This window comes from Castellaniella sp., assembly GCF_036379515.1.
Taxonomy (GTDB): domain Bacteria; phylum Pseudomonadota; class Gammaproteobacteria; order Burkholderiales; family Burkholderiaceae_B; genus Castellaniella.
Genome location: NZ_DASVGN010000025.1, coordinates 25035 through 49860 on the forward strand (window position 1 = coordinate 25035; position 24826 = coordinate 49860).

Consider the following 24826-nt stretch of genomic DNA (forward strand, 5'->3'; position numbering starts at 1 on the left):
TGTCTGCTACTTCTTTTCCGCCAGTAGCTGCTTCACCAGCTTGTCGGTTTCATCCACGGCGCCTTGGTAGCTGTTCATGCTGGCCGGTGAGGTCAGGTATTTGCCGCCGATGGCGAAGGTGGGGGTGCCGTCGATCTTGTAGGCCTTGGTGAGTTCATCCGCACGCTTGACCTTGGTCTGTACGCCAAATGAATTGAAGGTGTCGGTGAAGGTCTTGCGATCCAGGCCTTGCGATACCGCCCAGTCGATGATCTGGGGCTCGGTGAAGATCTGCTTGTGCTCTTTGTGGATGGCGTTGAAGACGGCCATGTGCAGGTCGAGCCGATCCATGGCTTCCAGCGTGTAGTAGAGCTTCTGCTGGTCCTGCATGCTGGCGTTGAAGGCGACCGGCACGTACTTGAACACCATGTCCTTGGGCGCCGTCTTGAGCCATTGGATGACCAGCGGCTCGACAGCATTGCAGTGCGGGCACGAATAAGCGTAGAACTCGAGCACCTCGACCTTGCCAGGGTAGTCGGAGGGCTGGACGGGGTCCAGTGTCTGGAAGCCTGCTGCGTGGGCGGGGGTCATGGCAAGGGCCGCCAGGCCCAGGACCAGGCCTGAGGCGATGCGGGAAAACAGCGTGTTCATCATGGGACTCCTGAAAGACCAGTCAGGGACGGACGACCGTGGATTCGATCTTGTCGTCGCCCAGCTTGGTACGAGCACGGTTCATGTCGTCTATGCCTTTGAAGGGGCCGACACGAACCCGGTTGATGGGCGAGCCATTGGCTTGCCCGGCTTCGACGTGTACCGGCAGCCCCAGCAGGACGACGCGTGCCAGCATGGCTTCGGCTTCGTCCCGGGAGCGGAAGGCACCCGTCTGCAAGTAATAGGTGGTTTGTGTGTTGGCCGAGCGGTGAACCGGAGCCGGGGGGGCCGGCGGAGGCATGGGCAGACTGCTGGCCCGATGTGAGGCCGGCTTGCTTGCCGGCTTTTCTGCTCTTTCGGTGGGCGCCGGCATGGGGGGTGGGGTCAGTGCGGGCTTGGCCGATGCCACAATGGTGGCCGGTTTGCCGGCAGGAACGGTGCCCGGCTTGTTGTCGATGCCAGAGATGAGTTGGCCAATGGCGTCAGGGCTCTGTGTCTGCCCGGGTTCCGGGGCCGGCGCAGGCGGATTGTTGGTACTGCCCCCCTGGGCCGCCGAGCGCGTGCCGGCAGGGCCGTTTTCGCCGTAGAGGGCGATGTTGGGATCGGGGGCATGGCCCACGTCGGGCAGCAGGGTGCTGGGAATGCTGCGGCTGGCCTTGTCCTTGAAGGGCATGGGCGCCTTGGTGACGTAGAGCGCCACAGCCACGGCGGCAGCGACTCCCAGGACGATGCCCAGGAACAAGCCGGACCAGGTACTGCCTTTGCGCGACGCTTTCTTGCGGGCCATGGTCTACATCCGGTCCGGCGCGCTGACACCCAGCAGGCTCAGGCCATTGGCAATCACCTGTGCGGTGGCCTGCGCCAGTCGCAGTCGTGCTGCGCTCAGGTGATCGTCATCGACGCGGATGCGCTCGCTGTTGTACCAGGCGTGGAAGTCGGCGGCGCAGTCGCGCAGCCAGAATGCCACCTGGTGGGGGGCGAGTTCGTGCGCGGCCTGGGTCAGCATGCTGGGGTATTCAGCCAGGCGCTGCATCAGCGCGATTTCGGTCGGTGCCGTAAGCGGGGCCGGGTCGGCTGTGGCGATGTCCAGGGTGGTTTCGTGCTGGCGCAGCACCGAGTGGATGCGCGCGTGGGCATACTGGATGTAATAGACCGGGTTTTCTTCACTGTGCGAGAGCGCCAGGTCGATGTCGAAGGTGAATTCGGAATCGGCACGGCGCTGTGCCAGGAAGAAGCGCACGGCGTCACGACCCACCCAGTCGATGAGGTCGCGCAGGGTGACGTAGCTGCCGGCCCGCTTGGAAATCTTGACTTCGGCACCGTCGCGCATCACGCGCACCATTTTGTGCAGCACGTAGGCAGGATAGTCGGCCGGGATGCCGAGCTTGAGCCCTTGCAGGCCGGCGCGTACGCGCGCCACGGTGCCGTGGTGGTCGCTGCCCTGGATATTGATGGCCGTGTGGAAACCGCGTTCCCACTTGGCGACGTGATAGGCGACGTCGGGAACGAAGTACGTGTAGCCGCCTTCAGACTTGCGCATCACGCGGTCTTTGTCGTCGCCCGTGCCCAGGTCGGTGGTGCGCAGCCAGAGGGCGCCGTCTTTTTCGTAGGTGTAGCCGGCGGCGATCAGCGCCTGAACCGTGCGTTCGACGCGCCCACTGGAATACAGCGAGCTTTCGAGATAATAGTTGTCGAACTTCAGGTCGAAGGCCTGCAGATCCAGATCTTGCTCGCGGCGCAGGTAAGCGACCGAAAAACGTCTAATGGCTTCGAGGTCGTCGAGGTCGCCCGCCGCCTGGATGGGTTCGCCATCGCTGGCCTGCACGGTGGCGTGCGCCAGGTAATCGGCGGCGATGTCCTGGATGTAATCACCCTTGTAGCCATCGGCCGGAAAGGCCGGGTCGTCCGGCGTGATCCCGCGCCCTCGCGCTTGCACGCTGATGGCCAGGTTGTGGATCTGGTTGCCGGCGTCGTTGTAGTAGAACTCGCGCGTGACGCGAGCCCCTTGTGTCGTGAAGAGCCGGCAGATGGAGTCCCCAAGCGCCGCCTGGCGCGCATGGCCCACGTGCAGCGGCCCCGTGGGGTTGGCCGAGACGAATTCCACCAGAATCTGGCGATCGCCGGCGGGCTGCCAGCCGTAGTGCTCGCCCTGCGTGCGGATGGCCTCGAGCACCGCCTGGTGTGCGGCCGCAGACAGGCGAAAGTTGATGAAGCCCGGCCCGGCGACTTCGGCCTGGGCCACGAGGGCTTGCGCCCCCGGTTGCGCGAGCAGGCCGTCGACGATGGCCTGCGCGAGTTCGCGTGGGTTGCGCCGCGCCGTACGGGCGAGCTGCATGGCCACGTTGCAGGCGACGTCGCCATGCGCAGCCACCTTGGGCCGCTCCAGGGTGATGTCCGGGCTGAGATCGGGGACCAGTGTCTGGACGACGGCGTGCAAAAGGGCGATGAGCTGGGCGTGTTGCTCTGGTAGCATGAATTCGATGTGAAGGAGGTGGCGGCGTGCCGTCTTGCAAAAAAGAGGACGTGCGGGTCGAGATATCCCGAAATGATAGCCCGATTCAGGGGCGGCGCGCTGGATGGCCAAAGCAACTGTGGCACGTAACGGGCTACCGCCAGCTACCCTGACGATGTCGCTGTGACGGTATGATCTTTCCATGGACCGTCGCCGCCTCGAATGCTTCATTGCACTTGCAGAAGAACTGCATTTCCATCGGGCTGCAGCCCGATGTCACTTGACGCAACCGGCGCTTTCGCAGCAGTTGCGCCAGTTGGAGCAGCATCTCCAGGTGCAGCTTGTGTACCGCAATCACCGTCAGGTGTCTTTGACGCGGTCGGGCGAGGTGTTTCTCGATCAGGCAAGAAAACTAGTCCGTGACATGGACCAGGCCGTGGCGCTCGCGAGGCGTGTCGACAGAGGCGAAGTGGGGCAGCTGGTCGTAGGGATCACGGTTTCCGCCCTTTACATTGTTTTTCCCGAAATTATCGAGCGCTTCAATCAGCGATTGCCCGAAGTGGGCGTGGTTGTCCGTGAAATGACGATGGCTGAACAAGAGGAGGCCCTGCGCAACGGGGATATACAGGTTGGCATTGGACATCCACCCTTGGATGATCCCTCTCTTGCCTACAAGATCATCGCTACGACCAACTTTAATATCGTCCTGTCCGAACGCAATCCCCTGGCCCGCCGCCCGGTGCTTTCTTTGCGAGACCTCGCCGGCGAGCAGTTCATCATCTTTCCCCGCGAAATTGGGCCCCAGCTCTACGATCGGATCATCAGTCTGTGCCAGGATGCGGGATTCAGCCCAAAGGTGATTTTGGAAGCGTCGCCTGCTCAATCGATCATTGCCTTGGCCGCATCAAATTTCGGCATCGGTTTCATCGCTTCTGCGTTGCAGCAGTTGCAGCGGCCAGGAGTGGTTTACCGCCGGCTCGATGGGCCCGCTCCCAGCCTGCCGTTGGGCGTTGCCTACCATGTCAGCGATATGTCACCAACGGTGCAGGCATTCATTGAAGAGGCCGAGGCGGTGGGGAAGGAAATGGGCTAGTTGATCAGTTTTGCCATGGCGTCTTGTTATGGGCCTCACGATAATAAAAAATTATTAAATGAGACAAAATAACAATTGGATATTTTCTCTGCGTTCCAAGATAATTTAAAAAAACAGATGTTCAGTCGACAAATTGATAGTTGGACGGAACGCGATGGAGACTTATCAAGAGGGCTGTCTAAATGATGGCTCCAATGTCAGGATACGGCAGATTCAGACGCTAGTCGTCAACGCAGAAATGCGTAACTGGATTTTTGTCAAAGTGATTACCAATCAAGATGGCCTGTTTGGTTGGGGTGAAGCAAGCCTGAATTGGAAAACGCATGCCGTAACTGGAGCTGTGGACGATCTGGCACCGCTACTGATTGGGGTGGATCCCCGTGATATCGAGCGATGCCTTCAGATCATGCACAAGCATAGCTATTATCGGCTTGGAATTATAGGTTGTACTGCGATCAGCGGTATCGAGCACGCGCTATGGGATATTCTCGGGAAGATTCACCAGGTTCCAGTCTGGAGTCTCTTGGGTGGCAGAGTGCGGGAGAAGGTGCGACTCTATACCCACCTTGGTTTGGGTAACATGAAGGCAGTCTATGAAACTTTTGACGCGGGTGAGCTTCGTGAGCGAGCACAGAAAGTCGTGGCGCTAGGTTACGATGCCGTAAAGGTTGTATTCATTCCATATGGCAACCATGTGGAATCGTCTGCGGCTCGAAAGCATGTCGGCGAATTGATGCAAACCTTGCGTTTGGCTGTCGGAGATGACGTCGATATCATGGTCGATTTTCACGGGCGACCTTCATCCATCAGCTCTGCAATGAACTTCATTAGAGAGCTTGCCCCGTATCACCCGATGTTTTGCGAAGAGCCTGTTCCGCCGGGTGATACTGAGGCTCTGGCTCGGATTGCGGAGAATTCTCCTTGTCCGATTGCGGCAGGTGAGCGGTTGATTGGTTTGAGGGAGTTCCTGCCAGTACTCCGGGCGAAGGCCGTGAATATAGTGCAGCCCGACCTCAATCATACAGGCGGCTTACTCGAGGGGAAACGGATTGCTGCACTTGCCGACGCAGAATTGGTCGGCGTCGCCCCTCACAATCCTAACGGTCCATTGGCTGGGGCGGCAGCGTTGCATTTTGCAGTGTCGACTCCGAATTTCCTGATCCAGGAAGAAATGAGTGGGGCTGTCCCTTGGTATGACGATGTCGTGCGAGGCCCTCTGCATCGAACTGGCGCCTATTGGGCGGTACCGCTTGAGCCAGGATTGGGGGTGGAGATCGATGAGACGCAGGCCGCCAGGCATCCTTTCAAACCGGAGGTCATTCATGCTCGAAATGCCGTATTGGCGGACGGCACTATCGCGAATTGGTAAGCGATGAAGCTAGGGGTTGTGGAAAATGAGTACTGATTGGACGAACAAAGGGATGATGAACTTCTTTTGCCCCGGGGGCGTGTATAACGCTACGCCGCCTCGTGTCCTGTTTGGCGCGGGCATGTTGGCGCGAGTGCGTGATGAGGTCATGGCCTTGGGGGGGAAACGGGCTGTGGTGGTGACGACGCCAGGCCGTGTCGCCCTTGGTGAGCAGATACGGGAGATGCTGAAAGATCTGTGCGTTGGCGTCTTGGCCAAGGCAGTTTCGCAGGTTCCTGTCGAATTGGCCGAGGAAGCGCGCGCCACGGTATTGGAACAAGGTGCGGATTGCATCGTGAGCGCTGGAGGGGGTGCCGCCATTGGGCTGGGCAAGGGTATCTCGCTGGCGTTGGGTTTGCCCATTGTTGCCGTTCCAACTACTTATTCTGGCTCGGAAGTGACGGGATTCTGTGGCATCACGATCAATGGCGTAAAACGCATGCACATTGATCTCAACATGCTGGCTCATTCGATCATTTACGATCCAGCATTGACTCGCAGCCTGCCGGTGCATGTCAGCGCGGCCAGTGCGATGAACGCGCTGGCGCACTGCATTGACGTTGTATATGTACCGACGGCAAATCCCTTCACGAAGTTGGCTGCTGTTGAGGGTGCGCGCGTGATTGCCGGGGCGGCACCGGAAGTAATCGACCGGCCTGATGATTTGCAGGCACGTTCGGCGCTCCTTTATGGCGCTTACCTGGGGGGGGTTGCGTTAACAGGCGGGTTTGCGCTGCAGCATGGGGCCGCACACGTGCTCGGCGGTACGTTTGGCATCCCTCACGGTGATTCACATGCCTTGGTGCTGCCGTACGTGGCCGAGTACAACAGCAGGTATGAATCCGAATGGCTTGGGCTCATTGCAGATGCTTTGGGGGGAGGGGATCTCGGGGGGGCAGTCTACGATCTGCTGCATCGCCTGGGAATTACGCCCGGATTGCAGGGTACAGGCTTGGACGGTGGGCAGATCGAAGAGGCCGCACGCATCACTGTGGAAACGGACAATAGCATGAATCCGGGCCCAGTCACTCTGCCGGCCGTTCGGGAAATCTTGCAGGCGGCGTGGGTAGGGGCTCGCCCTGAATCGTCCAGTACGCGAATCTAGAGGCTGGAGAGTGCGTGAACCGTGACTAGGTACTTTGCGGGCTTCATATGCTGAAGTAGGTGAAATGTGTTCCAGAGGAGGAACTTTCGATGGGTATCTCTCGCAGGAAATTCATGAGTGTGGTGGGTTCTGCCGCTTTGGGAGTCGCGGTAACGCCTGTGTACGCTGCAGAAACCTTCAATTGGCAATTCGGGCACGGCTTTCCGTCGACTCACCCCCTGAACGTCAGAGCCGTTCAGGTGGCTGCTCGCATCAAGAAAGAAACTGGGGGCCGTCTCAATATTTCGGTGTTTCCGAATAGCCAACTCGGGGGAGATACGGATTTGCTGTCGCAAGTCCACTCGGGGGCCATCGATATGTTCAGCACGGGGGGCATCATCATGTCCACCTTGGTGCCTGGCGCAGGGCTAAGTGGCGTCGGATTTGCTTTCTCGAATTACCAAGCGGTCTGGTCAGCCATGGACGGGAGCGTTGGGGAATACGTGCGTGGTGCCTTTGCCAAGAAAGGGCTGCATGCTTTGGATAAGGTCTGGGACAACGGGTTCCGAGAGACCACCACCAGTACTAAACCAATTCGTACGCCTGCCGATTTCGTGGCCATGAAAATTCGCGTACCGGTCAGCCCCTTGTATGTGTCTTTGTTCAAAGCGCTAAAGGCTTCGCCGACCGGCATCAATTTGAAAGAGGTTTATACCGCACTACAGACTGGAGTGGTGGACGGGCAGGAGAACCCTCTGGTGGTTACCGACACCACGAAGTTTTATGAGGTGCAAAAATATTGCTCATTGACAAACCATATCTGGGACGGAATCTGGATCGTTGTCAACGCAGGTTCTTGGCAGGCCTTGCCGGCTGATCTGCAAAAAGTGGTGAGTGGGGCATTTAACGAGATGGCTCCGGTGCAGCGTGATGACATCGCGAAACTGAATGCGTCGCTGCAGGGTAGCCTGCAGAAGAAGGGTCTGAAGTTCAATGAAGTTGACGTCGCGCCGTTCCAGGAAGAGGTGCGCAAAGCAGGTTTCTACAATGATTGGAAGAAGAAATTCGGGGCGCAGGCCTGGGATGCGTTGGAAGCGTCGGCGGGGCAACTCACATGACGCGGGATCCTGCGGTTGATGAGCGATCGCGGGAGGCTGGTGGCGGTGCGCAAGAAAAGGCGCTGTTTTCAACTTGCGCCGGGGTTCTCGAACGCTTCTTGGCGCGTGGTGTCGAGTATTTGGTTTCTCTGCTTGTCATTTTGGAGGTGGTGAGCCTCTTTGTCGGGATCGTGGCGCGTTTCGTGTTGCATTCTCCGATTGTGTGGATGGATGAGGCAGCCTCTCTTTTGTTCCTGTGGTTGGCCATGATGGGCTCCGTGGTGGCCTTGCAACGCGGAGAGCACATGAGGATGACCGCGCTGATTGCTCGTGCCCCGGCTGAATTGAGAACTTTTCTGGACGTGCTGGCGGTTGGCGCGGCGCTGGTCTTTCTCGTCATGTTGGCTGTGCCTTCCGTGTCGTATGCCGTTGGGCAAAATGCATTTACCAGCCCCGCTCTAGAGTTGTCTGGGAGCTGGCGCGCGGCGGCACTTCCCTCTGGTGTCGTCTTGATGATTCTCCTGGGGATCGTTCGGCTGACGCGCAGTGGAAGCGTGAAAAATGCGTTGGGAGCGTTGGGGGCCGTCGCGATCATCGTGGGTGGGTTTTATCTGTTACACCCCGTACTGGCCCACCTGGGAAACCTCAATCTGCTGATTTTCTTTCTGGGCGTGGTCGTGTTTTCCGTCCTGATCGGCGTGCCGATTGCCTTTGCGTTCGGTTTGGCGACTTTTGGTTATTTGGCCTTGACTACCCGTGTGCCGTTGACGATCGTCGTGGGGCGCATGGATGAGGGGATGTCGGATCTGGTTCTCTTGGCCATTCCTTTGTTCGTGTTCCTGGGCTTGCTGATGGAAATGACGGGCATGGCCAGGAAGATGGTTGATTTTCTTGCCAGTTTGATTGGCCACCGACGAGGCGGTCTCGCCTATGTGCTGGTGGGCGCGATGTACCTTGTATCGGGTATTTCGGGCTCCAAGGCAGCAGACATGGCGGCAGTCGTACCTGCGCTTTTCCCAGAGATGAAAAAGCGGGGTGCTAAGGACGGCGATTTACTGGCACTTCTGGCTGCGACGTCGGCACAAACTGAAACGATCCCTCCCAGTATCGTCCTGATCACGATCGGTTCGGTTACCGGGGTGTCGATCGCAGCGCTCTTTACGGGCGGGTTATTGCCTGGTCTGGTGGTGGCCATTGTGTTGTGTGGCGTGGTGTGGACACGCTATCGCCATGAAGATCTTTCGAATGTGAGGAAGGCAGGCAGACGCGAGATCACGACGTCACTGGTAGTTGCTATTCCCGCGCTGGCGCTGCCTTTTCTGATTCGCTACGCGGTGGTCAGCGGTGTGGCGACCGCGACAGAAGTTTCCACAATAGGGATTGCCTACACGTTTCTCGTCGGGCTGTTCGTCTATCGCTGCTTCGACTGGTCACGCATGATCCCCATGCTGGTGGAAACTGCGTCGCTTTCAGGTGCGGTCTTGCTGATCATTGGGTGTGCCAACGGTATGGCCTGGTGCCTGACCCGCTCGGGATTCTCAGTGGGGTTGGCTAATGCCCTGACTGAGTTGCCCGGCGGAGCAGTTAGCTTCATGGCAGTATCAATCGTCATGTTTGCCATATTGGGCAGCGTTCTTGAAGGTGTTCCCGCGATTGTCTTGTTCGGCCCGTTGCTGTTTCCCATCGCGAGGGATGTGGGAATTAATGAAGTGCACTATGCGATGGTTGCCATTCTGGCAATGGGCATGGGTCTATTCACGCCGCCCTTCGGAGTTGGGTATTACGTTGCCTCGGCGATTGGTCGCATATCACCAGATGCTGGGCTTCATTCTATAGGCCGATACATGCTTGCCCTGCTGGTGGGGGTCATCATTATTGCGGCAGTGCCATGGATTTCCACTGGATTCATCAAATGAGATGCTCTATTGGAGCCATCATGGCTGGGAGAACGAAACGTGAAGGTCTTTATGGTGGGCGAGGCGGCTAGCCACATTGCGCAGCTTGCCGTACATATTCCCGACAGTGTCGAATTGGTCCCTTGGCCCAGAGAGGCCGCTTATACGGATACGTTTGACAGCCAGGTTGGTGCAGAAGATTGCGTGGTCTCGCTGAGATTCACTCGTACCGGGGGAGTGATGCCTGATTTTCGGCTGCTCCATGTGCCTGGTGCGGGACTCGACGGGATAGATCTGGGGAACGTCCCTGATAGCTGTACGGTCTGCAATGTGTTCGAGCATGAAATCCCGATTGCCGAATTCGTCATGTTGAGCATGCTCGAATGGGAGATACGCTCTCGCGAGATGCGTATTGGTTTCACCGCTCGGACGTGGTCGGACCGCTATCGCCATCGCCAGCCCCATGGTGAGTTATATGGGAAGACTCTGGCTCTGATAGGCCTGGGCCGCATTGGCCGAGCCATCGCCCGGCGTGCGAGGGTCTTTGGCGTACGAGTTATCGCAGTAGACGGTACGTCTACCTACGCGAATGAGGTTGATGGGTTTTATCTGGCTAAGGATTTTGGCAAGGTGCTGCCGCAGGCAGATTTCATTGCAGTTACGTGTCCACTGACCGATAGCACGAAGGGGCTGTTCGGTGAGCAGGCGTTTGCACGGATGAAATCGACTTCGGTGTTCATCAATGTATCGCGTGCCCCTATTGCTGATGAACATGCCCTGTATGTTGCACTACGTGATCGGCTGATAGCTGGTGCCATCCTGGATGTCTGGTATCGGTATCCCACTGACGAGTCTCAGGCGGTTCCACCATCGGGTGAACCGCTGCTCGACTTGCCTAACGTCGTGGCAACGCCGCATAGTTCGGCGTGGTCGGCTTCGCTCCCTGCGAGACGATATGCGGTGATTGGTCAAAACATCACTCGTCTTTTGAAAGGAGAGCCCCTCGTCAATGTCGTAAGAAGTAGGTGAGGCGGTGAAGTTACGACGGGTGCCCCGCTCTTGGAGACTGCGAGGACGTAGGCCCTAGTTCTCGATTGCCAGTGATGGCAGTCCTAGTTCCGTCTGCAACCATTGGTCGTAGCCGCGCATGTCCACCGTGCCGACGATGTTGCCAGACGCTATTTGCCAGGCGCCGATCCGCTGGATGAAGGCGTCCAGCGCCTGACGCTGGGCGGCTCCGATGTGGTCGGTTGCGCTCTGCGGGCCTAGAGAACGCGCAGTGGTGTCCTGCACGATGCGGTCGCTGCCCAGCAGGCGTTCTGCGGGGGTTCGTTCGTCGTGCAGCAGTGCCTGCGTGACGCGCTGGTCTTCGGCCGGCAGAGGGCGCATGGGCACGAGCGCCGCCATTGCCTGCCAGCGCATCCAGTTCAGCGCCACGTCCGACAGATCGCCGCCGGGCGCAAGCTGCCCCTGATCGTTGCGGGCCAGGCCGCCGCCGATGTCGGCGTGTGCGCCGATGAAGCCGACCTCGACGGCGTGGCCGTTGCCTCCCAGGGTGGCCGATACCAGCGGAAAGAGCGTGCGGAATTCGTGCAGTGCCACCGCGTGGGCCACCCATTGCCAGGCCCCTGACAGCGTCAGGTCGTAGCCGGCGTTGGCGGCGCCCAGCAGGCCGAACTGGGCGACGGTGTCGAAGAGCCCCAGAAAGCGCAGGTTGACGCACAGCCCGATGGTTCCCAGGAGCGGATCGTCATACGAAAACCAGCCGTCGCGCGTCTGGCGTGCGATGCGGTTGGCAAAATCGCGGGCGAGCGCCGCGCCGCGCGAGAACCCCAGCAGGTCGATGGGGATGGCCTGCGCTGCCCCTTGAGCGCGCTGCAGGGCACCCAGCAGCGATTGCCATTGCGTCCGCAGGATCTGGCCGCTGCTGGCGGCAGTGAGGGCGTCCCAGTCCAGGGACTGACTGTTGCCGGGGCCCCCGCGATAAAAGGCCGGACCGTCGTCGTAGGCCTGCGTGAGCTTCCACACGTTGCCCTGGTTTTGACGGTCGAATCGTGTGCCATCGAATGACAGGAGGATGAGGCCCAAGGGATCGGCGTGACGCATGGGCTGCTGGGCTGCGTACCCGAGGGCTTGTTGGCCCGGCACCGGGCCCAGAGGGTCGGGTTCCAGATACTGGCCCCGTTCGGGGAGATAGGTACGAAAGACGTTGTCGTGCCAACCGGTGGCCGGGTCCTCGTCCTGACCGGGGGCACGCAGCGGCAGGGTCAGGTCGCCTTGCGTGCGGGCTTTGCCAAAGGCGTCGTAGGTCGCGGACCAGCGGATCTGGCGCTGTGCATCCGTGACCAGGACGGGGCGGCCGGTGAGATCTGCATGAATCGCGTAGAGCTGCGTACTGCCCTGGGCATCGGTTTGCAGCAGACCCACAGGGACTTCGTGGGCATAAATGTAGCGTTGCGTGACGCCAAACGTGGGGCGGATCAGGTCTTTTGAATGTCCGGCCTCGGGGCGGTGCCAGATCGCCACCAGCCGGTTGTCCAGGTAGTAGCGCTCGGTTTCGTGCGCGCCTGCCTGGCGGCGGATCGTGTGGCCCTGGGCATTGTGCTGATAGTGCAGCTGAACGCCTTGTCGGGTGCGGATTTCGGACAGCAGGCGCTGGGCCTGGTATCTCGGTGCATGGCCCTGTACCGACAGCGGCAGACCCGAGGCGTCGCGCGGGATGGGGCTGAGGGCGGCTGCGCGTGAGTACGACAGCGCGCCGATCTGCTTCGTGTGGCGGCCGGCCAGGCGGCCATCCTCTGCCCAGGCAAGCCAGGTGTGGCGACTGGGCGTGTCGCCCTCGGTTTCGCGTAACCCCGCGAGCCGATCGTCGAGGTCGTAGGCGTAATCCTGGCGAATGTGTGCTGTGGGGGTGCCCGCGGCGCTTCTGAAGTGGTGCAGCGATTGGATGCGGCCCTGTGTGTCCAGAGTACGGCGTTCGCCCCATAGGGGATGCGATCCCTGTGATAGCAGCAGGTGGATGTCGGACCCCGAGGCCGCCGTCTGCAGGTGCAGACCGTTGCCATAGCGGTAGCCGGCTTGGCCGGCCACGGTCTCGATCACGGGCTGGCTGGGGCCCTGCGCCGGAGCCCAGGTGATGGCCCGCACGCGGTTGCCGTCTGCCCAGCGGTAGTGCAGTGCGCCACCTTCTGGCAGGTCGTGGCGCAGCAGCCGGCCTGCGATGTCGTACGCAAAGCGTTCCTGGTAGTGCAGCGTGCCGACCGGGTGGGGGCGGCGGACGGAGCGCATGCTCAGGCGGCCTTGGGTGTCGTACTGGCGAGTCTCTTCTTCGTTGGGGTGTACAAGCCGCCGCAGGTGGGTGCCGTGCCATTGCAGCGCCACAGTGATCGGGGCCTGACCCGCCGCCGCGTAGTGCAGTTGGCGGGGGCGCCCCGCGGCGTCTCGGGTAATGTCCAGTGTGTCGCCATTGGCATGGTGCAGGCTCCGGAGCCGTTGATTCGCATCGTATGAGGCTCGAGTCTTGCCCGTGAGCTGGCTGGACCAGGCTATCCGTTGTCCGATTGCGTCGTAATCCAGGATGAGCTCCGGCCAACCGCTCTGCGTGAGCTGCAGCTGCTGGATGGCCCCGGTGGAAGAGCGCGAGATCTGCAGGGGCCCCATGGCTGCGAGCCTGCCCTGGCGGTCGCGTTCTACCGGGTATGACTGGCGGGGACATTCTTTGCAAGCTTGGGTGCTGGCACTCAGGGCCAGCGTGCGGCCTGCCTGGGCACGATACGTCAGATCCGTTTGGCCATGAGGACCGTGGACTCGGGTGAGGTGCAGGCCGGGCTGTGGCCCCGGCAGGTCATACGTGAAGCGCAGGCGGTGAGTGTCGGATTCCCCCGACCTGGCCTGAACGACGCGGCCTTGTGTGTCCCAGGCCCAGGTGCGTGCCCGCCAGTGCTGGCCCTTGGGGCCGGCCAGTGTGATGCCTGTGATGGCGTGGCGGTGGCCCGCCTGATGTTCGGGCTCGTGGTGGTAGATGCGACGCATGCCGTCTGGGCGCAGAACCTCCGCGAGCCTGGTCGGTGTGTGAGCTGAGGAGCCTGCCGCCGTGTCATAACGGTACTGAAAAGTCCCCAGCGGCGTGAGCAGCGCCGTCAGCAGGGGTGGCCCTGGTGTCGTGTCGTATTGCAGCGTGAGCGTGCCGCCGGCATGACGGATCTGATGGATCTGCCCGGCAAGTGGACCCGTGGGGTGCCGCGAGATGAGCGTCGGAGGTTGCCCGGTTCGTCGAACGGCGAGCAGGCGGCCATGTCTGTCGAAATCCTGTTCAAGGCCATCCGGCTCCACCCGGCGCCAGGTGGGGGTGGATTCAGTGTCGGGTGACCGGGCTTGGGGTTTTGCCAGATGCTGGAGGAGGCCTGCGCTGTGATCCGGCCCGGCGCCTGCGGCATTGAACGCGAGGCGTCGGCCGTCTGCCTCGACGAGCAGGGCGCCCAGCGGGTGAAATTCGAGCCGGGTGTCGTATTGGTGGGTCCAGTGCGGCCCAAGGATTGTGTCTGGAGCCTGAGGGGGACGCGAGCGGTAAAAGCGGATAAAGGCGGGGTGCCCGCTGTGCAGCGGAGTCGGCAGGTCGATTTCGCGCAGGTATTTCTCGCCCGTGGCCAGATGCACGGGGTTGCTGACCCCCGGATCCAGATCGGGTTCGATGGCCGCGTTTTCCCTGCTGGCCCCGCAAGGCGGGTGGTCGGCCGGGGCCCGGCATACGCCCGGGACGAGCGCTTGCGCTGGCCCTCCCCGGATGGCCACGAGCACGCATACGCACGCAATCTGCAGGGCGGTTCGAAGGCGGCATGCAGCGGTCGTCTTGGGCATGGAAGGGCTCCTGTCAGAGCCCTCATTCTGCTGCTTGGCAAGCGCGCGCCAGTTAGGTTAGTGTATGGATGTGTCCAATGTAGGGAACCCTATCATGCTCATTTTGTTTCAGTCGAAATCCGCCGCCGAGGTCCTGATGTTTGCGCAGCACGCCAAACCCATTCTGCAAGCCGCCGGAAAAAAGTTCGACACGCCGAATTTGCCCGAGCGCGGGGTGATCACACGGGCGCAGCTCGATCAGGCCATTGCCGGCATCGAAGCCTTGGTGGCTGCGGATCTGGCCCCCGATACCGATGCTTCAGGAGATCATGACGATTCTGCCCAGCACCCTATTTCGCAGCACGTGGGCATGCGCCGCCGCGCATGGCCTTTGCTGACCATGCTGCGGCTGGCGCGTGCAAAAGATGAGGACGTCACCTGGGAGCCCGCCCCCTCTTGGTAAGCGGGGCGGCGGGGGTTCAGGCGGCTATCGAGGCCTTGGGGGTTACCACACCCCCTGCTTTTGCGTGGCGATTGACCGCGCTCAGGATTGCCAGGAAGGAAGACGTCACGATGTCTTCGTGAATCCCCACCCCAAAACCGTTGGGCGCATCGCCAATGCGCATCTCGACGTACGAGGCGGCTTTGGTGTCGGTGCCGGTGCCGATTGCGTGTTCCTGGTAATCCATGATCCGGGCATCGATTCCCAGGGCGTCGACAAAGGCGGATATCGCACCGTCGCCCGTCCCGGTCAGATGGCGGGTTTCACCGTCGATCTGAGCCTCGACTTCAATCGAAAACTGCTTCTGGCCTGTGGTCTTGGGACTGCCCGTGATGCGGTGGCGAATCAATGTCCAGGGAGCATCCAGCTGCAGGTATTCGCTCGAGAAGATGTCGAAGACGTCTTTGGGCGTGACCTCGTGGCCGGTTTCGTCGGTGACGCGCTGGATGGCGCGGCTGAATTCGATCTGCAGGCGGCGCGGCAGTACCAGGCCCTGTTCGTGCTCCAGCAAGTAGGCAATGCCGCCTTTGCCGGACTGGCTGTTGACGCGGATGATGGCGTCGTAGCTGCGGCCCAGGTCGGCCGGGTCGATGGGCAGGTAGGGGACTTCCCAGACGGCGTCGGGCTTTTGCAGGGCCATGCCTTTGCGAATGGCGTCCTGGTGCGAGCCGGAAAATGCTGTGAACACCAGGTCGCCCACGTACGGGTGGCGCGGGTGCACCGGCAACTGGTTGCAGTCTTCCACACAGCGGCGGACTTCGTCGATGTCGGAGAAGTCCAGCTTGGGGTCCACGCCTTGGGTGTACATGTTCAGCGCCACGGTCACCAGGTCGACGTTGCCGGTGCGTTCGCCGTTACCGAACAGGCAGCCTTCTACCCGGTCGGCCCCCGCCATCAGACCCAGTTCGGCCGTAGCCACCGCTGTGCCCCGGTCGTTGTGCAGGTGCAGGCTGAGGATGATCTTGTCACGCTGCGGCAGATGGGTATGCATCCACTCGATCTGGTCGGCATACACGTTGGGGGTGGTGGACTCGATCGTGGCCGGCAGGTTCAGGATGATCTTGTCGTCAACCGTGGGCTCCCAGGTGTTGACCACCGCGTTGCAGACGTCCAGCGCGAAATCCAGTTCGGTGGTGCTGAAGACCTCGGGGGAATATTCGTAGCGCCAGTGGGTGGCGGGCTGAGTGGCAATGGCGGCCTTCACCATTTTGGTGCCGGCGATTGCGATGTCGCGGATTTCTTCGCGGCTCATGTGGAAGACGATCTTGCGGAAGGCTGGGGCGCAGGCGTTGTACAGGTGCAGGATGACTTCACGGGCGCCGGCGCAGGCTTCGACCGTGCGCTGGATCAGTTCTTCGCGGGCCTGCGTGAGCACGATGATGGTGACGTCGTCGGGGATACGCTTGCCGTCGATCAGGGTGCGCAGAAAGTCGAATTCGGTCTGCGAGGCCGAGGGAAAGCCGACTTCGATTTCTTTGAAGCCGACCTTGACCAGCTGGTCGAACAGGCGCAGCTTGCGCTCGATGTTCATGGGTTCGATCAGGGACTGGTTGCCATCGCGCAGGTCGGTGCTCATCCAGATGGGGGCCTGGGTGATGCGGCGGCTGGGCCAGGTGCGTTCGGAAAAATCGTGGGCGAACGGCGTGAAGGGGACGTATTTGTCAGAAGGATTTTTGATCATGGCGATGTCTGTCGGGTAAGGTGGCCCGGATCACGGGCTCGGGCAAAAACCGGGGTGGCGTATGCGGGCTACCGAACTGCCACAAGGCACTAGGCTCGGCAACCGGTCGCTAGCAGCAGTAGGCCCGACAGGGCCAGAAGAGGACGCGCGGTTTGCCGCGGGTGAAGGCGCACACAGCCGGCTGCAGAGGCCTGCAGGCTGGCGGTAGAAAAGGTGCGCGTCGCGTTCATGACCATTAGTCAAACATAGTTTCATGCACTTGGCAAGGATTTCCGTGCCCTCGCGTCTTCCAACGTGGCCAGTTGCAGGGCTGCTTGTTGCAGGCGCCTTGCGCGTCCAGCCCGCAGGGCGCGGCTGGCCAGCTGCAGGTCCGCCACGCGCAGTGGCTCGTCGCGTTCGCGCCAGGCCCAGAGCAGCACATCCAGTGCGGGTGCAGAGAGGCGGTCAGTCATTTGGGTGACCGAGCCGTCGTCCACGAGTTTCAGGCGCACGCGATCCGCCATGGCGCGCACGGCCAGCGTCAGCAGGTAGAGGATGAGGATCGTGCATAAAATGATCAGCGCCCACCAGAAATACGGGTTGTATCGCTGCAACAGGGCCGAGGCGTCAGCGCCCATGAAGTGGTTGCCCGTGTAGTCTATGCCTTTGCCGAAGGCCAACAGACGGTTGAGCAGGTCGTACCAGGCCAGCACGATGACCACGACCAGAATGGCCGACAGGATCTTGCTGGTGGCCGTCAGTTTGATCAGAATTTTCCCCAGCAGCAGATGGTCCTGGGTGGTGGGTGTCAGCGTCTGTTCCGGATTCATGAGCCTGATTTTAATTGAGTATGCAATCGCAACCTTTTCTGGGATTGGCTCAGCGCCAGCAACTGAGCCTGACGCCGCAGCTGCGGCAAGCGCTGCATTTGTTGCAGTGCTCGTCGCAGGAACTTGCGCTTGAAATCGATCAGGCACTGGCGACCAATCCTTTGCTGGAACTTGCGGACGAGGCGCCCGAGTCAGGCGCAGAGCCGCTTGTGGTCGACGCCTCGCCTTGGGGAAGCGGTCGGTCACACCTTGTGTCGGATGATATCCCGGAACCTGCCGACACACCGGGTCTCGCAGAGCATTTGTTGCAACAGTTACATGCGACGCGCGTCAGCGAGCGCGATGCGGCGCTGGTCTGGGCGCTGATTGGTGAACTCGACGACCGGGGCTACCTGGAATTCGACCCGCAGGTGCTGGCCGAACAGCTGCCTGACGGAATCGAGGTGGCTGATGCTGAATGGCGGGTGGCGCTGCGTCTGCTGCAGTCGTTCGACCCGGCGGGAGTCGCGGCGCGCGACCTGCCTGAATGCCTGCGTTTGCAGTTGCATGTGCGACATGCCGAGTGGTCAAAACCCCTGCTGGATCTGGCGGCGCAGCTGACGGAACACCTGGACGATCTGGCGGCAGCCCGTTGGGGGCAGCTGTGTGCCCGCCTGAGGTGCGACCGCGAGTCGCTGGAGGCGGCCCGCGCCGTGCTGCGCCAGCTCGAGCCGCGACCCGCGCGAGCCTGGTCGGCGGAAGCCACGCATTATGCGGTTCCGGACGTCCTGGTGCGGGTGGTGCGGGGGCAGTGGCAGTGTGTCATGAACCCCGCCGTGGAGCGGCCGATCCGGGTGAGCCCGGGGCTTGCAGCAGATCTCGAAGGCCTGAAGAATGCAGGCGGCCTGCTGGCGCAATTGCGGGATGCCCGAAGTCTGTTGCAGGGCTTGCAGCAGCGCCGCCAGACCGTGCTGCGGGTGGCGGAATGCATCATCGGGCAGCAGCCCGGGTTTCGTGAGCAGGGGATGGCGGGGCTGCGTGCGCTGGCCCAGAAGGACGTTGCGCATTTGCTGGAATTACATGAATCCACCGTTTCGCGCGCCGTGCGGCTGAAATATCTTTCTACCCCGTGGGGGGTGTTTGAATTACGTCAGTTCTTCAGCGCGGCGGTGGCGACGGAATCCGGAGGCGAGACCTCTGCACAGGCGGTGCAGGTGCTCATGGCCTCACTGCTGGCTGACGAGCTTGCGAGCAAGCCATTGTCGGACATGCGGCTTGCCCAGTTGCTGGCCGAGCGTGGCGTGGTGGTGGCGCGCCGGACGGTCGCCAAGTACCGCGAGGCGATGGGCGTGCTGCCCGCCAGCCTGCGCAAGTCTTAGAAATTCTGTTTCTTGGCCGGGCAGTCGGCGACCTTGCCCCAGGCATTGTGGGGCTCACAGTACTTGTTGCGCGCCGCCCAGGCGCACGTTGGGCGTGAGAAGAACCCCACGTTTTCGCAGGCTTTCAGCTCGGCGTGGAAGGCTTTTTGCCAGTTGGGGTCGTTTTGCGCCAGTGTCGTTTGTTGCGGTGGTGGCGGTGGCGGTGGCACGGTAACGTCAACAGGCTGGACGGCCTGGCTCCCCAGGTTGCCCACGTTGGCAATGCCCTGCAGGCCATTGCCGCCGGTGCTGTTCATTTGCTGCTGTGCTGCAGCTATGGCCTGGTCCATGGAAATCGTGGTGGTGGCCAGTGCAATGGGCCGATTTTCGCTGAGCAGGGATTCGGGCTGCAGGTGCCAATCGGTGGGGGCTGGAAGCTGAGGAACTCCGAGACGGCCGTCTGCCAGAGGCTGCGGTGCCGAGGCGACGAAAGGCTTGCCGTTGGCATCCAGAATAGGCGTTTTGTGCACCAGCTCTGGGCGCACGGCCTCATCGCGCTGGATCTGGGTTGGTCCATGCGCGATCAGCCAGTCGCCCAGCTGCAGTCCCCCCCACGCGGAGGCTCCTGCGGCCAGCAACAGGAAGACGAAGATCAGGCGCCAAGGCATGGGCAGGTTTCCTCTTCGATCGATGCCAGTAAGCGATTCATTATAGGAGAAGCGACCCATACGACGCGGGATGCCTCCTCCGGGCTGGTATCTGGTTGCATCAATCGCGGGTTAGTGTGTCTGCTCACCAAATACCTTCCCCGCGTGTTCACGCATGGTGTGGAATTCAATGTCGGGATAGCGTTCTTCGGCCACTCGGAGCTGTGCAGGCGAGGTTGCCAGGAAGGCGGCTGCGTCCACCACATCGTGGGCGATGTTGGCGGCGTTGGCATCCATGAATTTTTTCAAGGCCTTGGGGTCCTTGGATGTAATCCAGCGCGCCAGGTTGTAACGGCTTGGCATGAGCCGGGCGTCGGCGCCATATTCCGTCCTGAGGCGGTGGGCGACCACTTCGAATTGCAGTTGCCCGACGGCGCCCAGCAGCAGGGCACCGCCGGCTGCTTCAGGACGAAACACCTGGATGGCGCCTTCTTCGCCCAGCTGCATGAGGCCGGTGCGCAGTTGCTTGGTGCGCAGCGGGTCTTTGACTTCAACGGCCTGGAAGAGCTCGGGAGCAAAGAAAGGCAGCCCGGTGAAGGTGAGTGATTCCCCTTCGGTGAGCACGTCACCCAGTTGCAGCAAACCGTGATTGGGGATGCCGATGATGTCGCCCGCGTAGGCTTCTTCAACGATCTCCCGGCGTTGCGACAGAAAAGACACCACGTTGTTGGGGCGGATCTCTTTGCCGTTGCGGGCGATCTTCAGCCGCATGCCGCGCTGGAAATGGCCGGAACTGACGCGGACGAACGCCACCCGGTCACGGTGGGCCGGGTCCATGTTGGCTTGTACCTTGAAGACCACGCCTGTGAGCTTGGATTCGTCGGGCAGGACCGTGCGTTCCACCGCCTGGCGTGGGCCGGGTGGGGGAGCGAGTTCTACCAGGGCGTCGAGCACTTCACGTACGCCAAAGTTGTTGATGGCCGAGCCAAAGAACACGGGCGTTTGCCTTCCGGCCAGAAAGGCTTCGTGATCAAAATCCGGCGAGGCTCCCCGGATCAGTTCGATCTCTTCGTGCGCCTTTTCGTATTGGTCGCCAAAACGCTTGAGCAGTTCGGGGTTGTCCAGCCCGTCCACGGTCTCGTCGTCGTCCTGGTGACGTTCCAGGCCGGCACGGAAGACGCGCATGTGGTTGTGCGGAATGTCGAAGACGCCGCCGAAATGCCGGCCCATGCCGACAGGCCAGGAAAACGGGATGGCGTCCATGCCCAGGTGCGCTTCCACCTCGGAGAGCAACTCCAGCGGCTCGCGCACCTCGCGGTCCATCTTGTTGATGAAGGTGATGATGGGGGTATTGCGGGCGCGGCAGACTTGCAGCAGGCGGATGGTCTGCGGTTCCACGCCGTTGCCGGCGTCGATGACCATGAGCGCCGCATCCACTGCCGTGAGTACGCGATAGGTGTCTTCGGAAAAGTCCTGGTGGCCCGGGGTGTCGAGCAGGTTGATCACGCAGTCGCGGTATTCCATCTGCATGACCGAGGAAGCGACCGAGATGCCACGCTGCTTTTCGATCTCCATCCAGTCGGAGGCCGCATGGCGGCTGGCCTTGCGCGCCTTGACGCTGCCGGCGATCTGGATCGCGCCCGAAAACAGCAACAGCTTCTCGGTCAGGGTGGTCTTCCCGGCGTCCGGGTGGGAAATAATGGCAAAGGTGCGTCGACGGGCGACTTCTGCAGTCAGGCTCATGATGATGTGGAGTGGAGATTCAGCTCTTGCTGAACGCGGCCAGCGCCGTGCCGGCGAGGATGAACAGGGAGCCGAAGCCTCGATTCATCCAGCGAATGCGGCCGGGCTTGCGCAGCAGCAGCAACATGCGCGAGGCGAGCGAAGTATAGCAACTCATGGCAATCAGATCGGTGAACGACAGGGTGGCGCCGATCAGGACGTATTGCAGCGCAAGTGGACGGCTCACGTCCAGGAATTGAGGCACCACGGCCAGCAGGAACATGGTGCCCTTGGGATTGGTCATGTTCACCAGGAACGCGTGCAGGATCTGGGTGCGAACGGGGTGACGGTCCAAGGGCTGTCCGGCTTCGACCGTGACAGGCATGGCGTCGGTGCGAAACTGCTTTACGCCCAGGTACACCAGGTAGAGCGCGCCGATCCACTTCACGACGTTGAAGGCCGTGTCGGATGCCGCCAGCAGGGCGCCCACGCCTACGGCCACGATGAAGAGCTGGCACTGGATGCCGAGCTGCAGGCCGAAAATGGTCCAGAGGCCTTGCCGGTAGCCGTATTTCAGGCCCGATGCCATCGAACAGATGGCCCCGGGCCCGGGCGCAAATGAAATGGCCCAGGACGCCGCAAAGAATGCCAACCAGGTCGAGAGAGCCATGAATATGCTCCAGTTCGTCGAAGGTCAGTCGGCCTTGTGCAGCAAAGCACCCGCACGGCCGCCGGTGCGTGCACGGGTGTCACGCCGAGGGGCCCCCGATGCTGCGCTGGCAGGGCGGTTGCCGCCGGAAGGGCGGCCGCCGCGCGGCTCTTGCGCGGTGCGTCGGTCACCCGTGGCGGCCGGCCGGCGTCCGTTGCGCCCGGCAGGAGTGCCGTCGCGGCGTCCTTCGCGGTTCGCGGGAGCGCCATCGCGGCGCCCCGAGGTGCGCGGTGCGCCCCGGAAGTCGCCCTGCAGGCGCGCCATGGCGCGCTGCTCGCGTGCGTCGGGGGCCGAGTCTGCCGTGGCCATGGAGGGGTTCCAGCCTTCGATTTCCTGGCGTTCGATGGGCTGCTTGATGAGCTGCTCGATGGCCTTGAGCAGCTTGATCTCGGAGGCATCCACCAGCGAGAGGGCCGATCCCGTGCTGCCGGCACGGCCGGTGCGGCCGATGCGGTGCACGTAGTCTTCGGGCACGTTGGGCAGCTCGAAGTTCACGACCTGAGGCAGCTGTTCGATGTCCAGGCCGCGCGCGGCGATGTCTGTGGCGACCAGCACTGCCACCTTGCCATCCTTGAATCCAGCCAAGGCCCGAGTCCGGGCGGCCTGGCTCTTGTTGCCGTGGATGGCAGCGGCCGAGAGGCCGTCTTTTTCGAGCTTTTCAGCCAGGCGGTTGGCGCCGTGTTTGGTGCGCGTGAACACCAGCACCTGATGCCAGCCGCTGTTGCGGATGATGTGGCTCAGCAGGTCGCGCTTGTGCGACTGCTGCGTCATCACGACGCGTTGGGTGACGAGTTCTGAGGCCGTGTTGCGCCGCGCCACCGAGACTTCGTCCGGGTGGTTGAGCATGTGCTGGGCAAGCCCGCGGATCTCGTCCGAGAACGTTGCCGAGAACAGCAGTGTCTGCCGTTCTTTGGGCAGCAGTTTGAGCACGCGCTTGATGTCATGGATGAAGCCCATGTCCAGCATGCGGTCGGCTTCGTCCAGCACCAGGATTTCAATGCCGGACAGATCCAGGGTCTTCTGGCCCACGTGATCCAGCAGGCGACCCGGGGTGGCCACCAGGATGTCGGGGCCACGCCGCAGGGCGGCGATCTGGGGATTGATGTTGACTCCGCCGAACATCACCATGGAATGCACCTTGGTGTACTTGCTGTAGAGTCGTACGGATTCTTCGACCTGGGCTGTGAGCTCGCGGGTGGGCGTGAGCACCAGGACACGTGGGCGCCCCGGCATGGGCTTGGCCGTAGGGTGTTGCAGCAGGTAATGCAGGATGGGCAGGGTGAAGCCTGCGGTCTTGCCCGTACCGGTTTGTGCGGCGGCGAGCAGGTCCCCGCCCGTCATGACGCGCGGGATGGCTTGCGCCTGAATGGGGGTGGGATGGGTGTAGCCCGCGTCAGTAACGGCGCGCAGCAGGGGCTCTGCCAGGCCTAGCGAGGCAAAGGTAATGGTTGATTCCACGAATAGTGCTCCAGCGACCGCCTATCGCTCGAGTCGAGGGATACCAATCGAGGCTGACGAATGAAGAGTGTCTGAAAGGAAGAAGGACGTTGCCGATACAAGGTTCAACCTTGTGCTCGTATCCCTTTGACGCGCAGCGACTGGTAGGCGGCGCGAAGCCCACAATTATAGCGCGTGAGTGCCCATTGGAGGCAAGGCGGATTCAGCGTGGATCGTTCGAGTGAATCTGCAGGGCTTCCAGAAAGCGGGAAACCATGTTGTAGGCGGCGATGACTGCAGTCAGTTCGACGAGATCCTGCGCCCCGAACTGCTCCCGTACTGCCTGAAATACCGGATCGGCGACCTGGATCTCACGCGTCATGGCATCGGTATAAGCCAACGCGGCGTTTTGCCTTGCGTTGAACAGCAACGCCGGCGGTGTTGCTTGGGCAAGGGCCTCGATTTGTGCGTCGTCGAGGCCCTCGCGTCGCGCGATGGGCGCATGCTGATCGGCCTCGTAGGGCGCGTGGTTCAGGTGCGCAATGCGCATGATCACCATTTCGCGGATGGCGGCGTTCAGCTGGGTTTGCTGGCGGATGGCGGTCAGGTACCGCAGCCAGCCTTCGGCCACGGGCACGCTGTGCAGCAGCATCTGGTAGAGGTGCAGCACGCTGCCGCGTTCGGCCACGATGCGTTGAGCCAGTTGGGCGGCAGCCGGTGCGGTGAGGTCTGCATATTCGATTCGGGCCATCAGGGGTTCCTTTCTGCACTGGTCGGTGCGCTGAAGATATGGTAACAATAAGGCTGGGCGTGCTGTGGTGATAGCACGCGTGGGTTTGGCTTTTGGGCAAAGACTGGAATGACGATGAAATTATTTGGTTCGGTGACCTCGCCCTATGCTCGCAAGTGCCTTGTGGTGGCGCATGAGCTGGGGCTCTTCGATCAGCTGCAGGTGAAGATGCTTTCAACTGGCCCCACGACACACAATGCCGAGCTGATGCAAGTGAACCCTCTGTGCAAGCTGCCGACCCTGATGACCGATGACGGGATGGTGTTGTACGACAGCCGTGTCATCAGCGATTATCTGAATGAGAAGGCGGGCGGCTCGCTGGTTCCCAAGGATGCAAGCCGGTGGCAGGTGCGTGTGACGCAATCGCTGGCAGACGGCGTCCTGGATGCGGCCTTGCTGATGCGCTACGAGGTTGCGCTTCGGCCGGCTGAGTTTCGTTGGGACGCCTGGAGCCAGGGCCAGCAAGAAAAGGTCCTGAGCGCGCTCGATCAAGTGGAGCGGACGGCGGCTCAGTGCCTCGCCGGGGTTGATCTCGGGACGATTGGCCTGGCCTGCGCGCTCAGCTACCTCGACCTGCGATTTGCCGACCTGGGCTGGCGCCGCACGCGCCCGGCGTTGGATGCCTGGATGGCTTCGTTCAGCCAGCGCGCCTCGATGCAGGCGACCGCCTTCAAGAGCTGACTGGCGGCTATCCGCT

The 24826-nt window shown here is 61.6% G+C and carries 20 protein-coding genes; 9 read left to right on the top strand and 11 right to left on the bottom strand.

The features are described from left to right. Positions 1 to 6 precede the first annotated feature (6 nt). The 3 genes from VF285_RS07775 to argS are packed head-to-tail and all read right to left on the bottom strand — an operon-like array spanning position 7 to position 3103. On the bottom strand, positions 7 to 633 hold the full coding sequence (locus VF285_RS07775; RefSeq protein ID WP_346952052.1) for a thiol:disulfide interchange protein DsbA/DsbL: 627 nt from the start codon (positions 631 to 633) through the stop codon (positions 7 to 9). 19 nt (positions 634 to 652) lie between these two features. Next, positions 653 to 1417 carry an SPOR domain-containing protein gene (locus VF285_RS07780; protein WP_346952053.1) on the bottom strand — a complete coding sequence of 255 codons (765 nt, stop codon included), beginning with the start codon at positions 1415 to 1417 and terminating at the stop codon, positions 653 to 655. 3 nt (positions 1418 to 1420) lie between these two features. Beyond that, positions 1421 to 3103, bottom strand: a complete 1683-nt coding sequence (gene argS / locus VF285_RS07785; RefSeq protein ID WP_346952054.1) for an arginine--tRNA ligase — start codon at positions 3101 to 3103, stop codon at positions 1421 to 1423. Positions 3104 to 3284: 181 nt separating this feature from the next. Here argS and VF285_RS07790 point away from each other — a divergent pair, with 181 nt between their 5' ends. The 6 genes from VF285_RS07790 (at position 3285) to VF285_RS07815 (ending at position 10688) form a co-directional block, all read left to right on the top strand. Then, positions 3285 to 4175 (top strand): LysR family transcriptional regulator, encoded by an 891-nt coding sequence (locus VF285_RS07790; protein ID WP_346952055.1) that lies wholly within the window; start codon positions 3285 to 3287, stop codon positions 4173 to 4175. 154 nt (positions 4176 to 4329) lie between these two features. Next, entirely contained in the window at positions 4330 to 5544 is a 1215-nt protein-coding gene (dgoD, locus tag VF285_RS07795; RefSeq protein WP_346952056.1) for a galactonate dehydratase, read from the top strand. 25 nt (positions 5545 to 5569) lie between these two features. Continuing rightward, positions 5570 to 6688 (top strand): maleylacetate reductase, encoded by a 1119-nt coding sequence (locus tag VF285_RS07800; protein ID WP_346952057.1) that lies wholly within the window; start codon positions 5570 to 5572, stop codon positions 6686 to 6688. Between the two features lie 113 nt (positions 6689 to 6801). After that, on the top strand, positions 6802 to 7785 hold the full coding sequence (locus tag VF285_RS07805) for a TRAP transporter substrate-binding protein (RefSeq protein ID WP_346952058.1): 984 nt from the start codon (positions 6802 to 6804) through the stop codon (positions 7783 to 7785). Continuing rightward, positions 7782 to 9680, top strand: a complete 1899-nt coding sequence (locus VF285_RS07810; RefSeq protein WP_346952059.1) for a TRAP transporter large permease subunit — start codon at positions 7782 to 7784, stop codon at positions 9678 to 9680. Before VF285_RS07805 ends, VF285_RS07810 begins: the two co-directional genes overlap by 4 nt. Before the next feature lie 39 nt (positions 9681 to 9719). Next, the gene (locus VF285_RS07815; protein ID WP_346952060.1) at positions 9720 to 10688 is read left to right on the top strand and encodes a 2-hydroxyacid dehydrogenase; all 969 of its coding nucleotides are present in this window, start codon (positions 9720 to 9722) and stop codon (positions 10686 to 10688) included. A gap of 54 nt (positions 10689 to 10742) precedes the next feature. Here the strand turns inward: VF285_RS07815 and VF285_RS07820 are convergent, their stop codons facing one another. Continuing rightward, positions 10743 to 14516: a phospholipase effector Tle1 domain-containing protein gene (locus tag VF285_RS07820; protein WP_346952061.1), complete on the bottom strand. Its 3774-nt coding sequence runs from the start codon at positions 14514 to 14516 to the stop codon at positions 10743 to 10745. Positions 14517 to 14610: 94 nt separating this feature from the next. Here VF285_RS07820 and VF285_RS07825 point away from each other — a divergent pair, with 94 nt between their 5' ends. Continuing rightward, a complete protein-coding gene (locus VF285_RS07825; RefSeq protein ID WP_346952062.1) occupies positions 14611 to 14958 on the top strand; it encodes a DUF1840 domain-containing protein in 348 nt (115 codons plus the stop codon). 16 nt (positions 14959 to 14974) lie between these two features. On the opposite strand, the gene leuA is transcribed toward VF285_RS07825, so the two are convergent. Together leuA and VF285_RS07835 are read right to left on the bottom strand one after the other, a co-directional pair. Next, entirely contained in the window at positions 14975 to 16678 is a 1704-nt protein-coding gene (gene leuA, locus VF285_RS07830; RefSeq protein ID WP_346952063.1) for a 2-isopropylmalate synthase, read from the bottom strand. Between the two features lie 251 nt (positions 16679 to 16929). Beyond that, the gene (locus VF285_RS07835; RefSeq protein ID WP_346952064.1) at positions 16930 to 17487 is read right to left on the bottom strand and encodes a hypothetical protein; all 558 of its coding nucleotides are present in this window, start codon (positions 17485 to 17487) and stop codon (positions 16930 to 16932) included. Positions 17488 to 17507: 20 nt separating this feature from the next. Between VF285_RS07835 and rpoN the strand changes: the two genes are divergently transcribed. Next, positions 17508 to 18845: an RNA polymerase factor sigma-54 gene (rpoN, locus tag VF285_RS07840; protein ID WP_346952065.1), complete on the top strand. Its 1338-nt coding sequence runs from the start codon at positions 17508 to 17510 to the stop codon at positions 18843 to 18845. Here the strand turns inward: rpoN and VF285_RS07845 are convergent. The 5 genes from VF285_RS07845 to VF285_RS07865 form a co-directional block, all read right to left on the bottom strand. After that, positions 18842 to 19492 carry a hypothetical protein gene (locus tag VF285_RS07845; protein ID WP_346952066.1) on the bottom strand — a complete coding sequence of 217 codons (651 nt, stop codon included), beginning with the start codon at positions 19490 to 19492 and terminating at the stop codon, positions 18842 to 18844. The two genes, rpoN and VF285_RS07845, sit on opposite strands and share 4 nt — an antisense overlap. A gap of 111 nt (positions 19493 to 19603) precedes the next feature. After that, positions 19604 to 21214: a peptide chain release factor 3 gene (locus VF285_RS07850; protein ID WP_346952067.1), complete on the bottom strand. Its 1611-nt coding sequence runs from the start codon at positions 21212 to 21214 to the stop codon at positions 19604 to 19606. 19 nt (positions 21215 to 21233) lie between these two features. Then, on the bottom strand, positions 21234 to 21863 hold the full coding sequence (locus VF285_RS07855) for a LysE family transporter (protein WP_346952068.1): 630 nt from the start codon (positions 21861 to 21863) through the stop codon (positions 21234 to 21236). Positions 21864 to 21887: 24 nt separating this feature from the next. Further along, a complete protein-coding gene (locus VF285_RS07860) occupies positions 21888 to 23360 on the bottom strand; it encodes a DEAD/DEAH box helicase (protein ID WP_346952069.1) in 1473 nt (490 codons plus the stop codon). Positions 23361 to 23562: 202 nt separating this feature from the next. Then, the gene (locus VF285_RS07865; RefSeq protein WP_346952070.1) at positions 23563 to 24090 is read right to left on the bottom strand and encodes a carboxymuconolactone decarboxylase family protein; all 528 of its coding nucleotides are present in this window, start codon (positions 24088 to 24090) and stop codon (positions 23563 to 23565) included. A 114-nt stretch (positions 24091 to 24204) separates the two neighbouring features. On the opposite strand from VF285_RS07865, the gene VF285_RS07870 reads away from it, so the two are divergent. Beyond that, positions 24205 to 24810: a glutathione S-transferase gene (locus tag VF285_RS07870; RefSeq protein ID WP_346952071.1), complete on the top strand. Its 606-nt coding sequence runs from the start codon at positions 24205 to 24207 to the stop codon at positions 24808 to 24810. Positions 24811 to 24826 lie beyond the last annotated feature (16 nt).

Excerpts from the sequence above, each read along its gene's own strand:
- VF285_RS07870 (WP_346952071.1), top strand. The coding sequence starts at position 24,205 with ATGAAATTATTTGGTTCGGTGACCTCGCCCTATGCTCGCAAGTGCCTT.
- VF285_RS07810 (WP_346952059.1), top strand. The coding sequence starts at position 7,782 with ATGACGCGGGATCCTGCGGTTGATGAGCGATCGCGGGAGGCTGGTGGC.
- VF285_RS07865 (WP_346952070.1), bottom strand. The coding sequence starts at position 24,090 with ATGGCCCGAATCGAATATGCAGACCTCACCGCACCGGCTGCCGCCCAA.
- VF285_RS07775 (WP_346952052.1), bottom strand. The coding sequence starts at position 633 with ATGATGAACACGCTGTTTTCCCGCATCGCCTCAGGCCTGGTCCTGGGC.
- VF285_RS07820 (WP_346952061.1), bottom strand. The coding sequence starts at position 14,516 with ATGCCCAAGACGACCGCTGCATGCCGCCTTCGAACCGCCCTGCAGATT.
- argS (WP_346952054.1), bottom strand. The coding sequence starts at position 3,103 with ATGCTACCAGAGCAACACGCCCAGCTCATCGCCCTTTTGCACGCCGTC.
- VF285_RS07845 (WP_346952066.1), bottom strand. The coding sequence starts at position 19,492 with ATGCCTTGGCGCCTGATCTTCGTCTTCCTGTTGCTGGCCGCAGGAGCC.
- leuA (WP_346952063.1), bottom strand. The coding sequence starts at position 16,678 with ATGATCAAAAATCCTTCTGACAAATACGTCCCCTTCACGCCGTTCGCC.
- VF285_RS07835 (WP_346952064.1), bottom strand. The coding sequence starts at position 17,487 with ATGAATCCGGAACAGACGCTGACACCCACCACCCAGGACCATCTGCTG.
- rpoN (WP_346952065.1), top strand. The coding sequence starts at position 17,508 with ATGCAATCGCAACCTTTTCTGGGATTGGCTCAGCGCCAGCAACTGAGC.
- VF285_RS07825 (WP_346952062.1), top strand. The coding sequence starts at position 14,611 with ATGCTCATTTTGTTTCAGTCGAAATCCGCCGCCGAGGTCCTGATGTTT.
- VF285_RS07850 (WP_346952067.1), bottom strand. The coding sequence starts at position 21,214 with ATGAGCCTGACTGCAGAAGTCGCCCGTCGACGCACCTTTGCCATTATT.
- VF285_RS07790 (WP_346952055.1), top strand. The coding sequence starts at position 3,285 with ATGGACCGTCGCCGCCTCGAATGCTTCATTGCACTTGCAGAAGAACTG.
- VF285_RS07800 (WP_346952057.1), top strand. The coding sequence starts at position 5,570 with ATGAGTACTGATTGGACGAACAAAGGGATGATGAACTTCTTTTGCCCC.
- dgoD (WP_346952056.1), top strand. The coding sequence starts at position 4,330 with ATGGAGACTTATCAAGAGGGCTGTCTAAATGATGGCTCCAATGTCAGG.
- VF285_RS07780 (WP_346952053.1), bottom strand. The coding sequence starts at position 1,417 with ATGGCCCGCAAGAAAGCGTCGCGCAAAGGCAGTACCTGGTCCGGCTTG.
- VF285_RS07805 (WP_346952058.1), top strand. The coding sequence starts at position 6,802 with ATGAGTGTGGTGGGTTCTGCCGCTTTGGGAGTCGCGGTAACGCCTGTG.
- VF285_RS07855 (WP_346952068.1), bottom strand. The coding sequence starts at position 21,863 with ATGGCTCTCTCGACCTGGTTGGCATTCTTTGCGGCGTCCTGGGCCATT.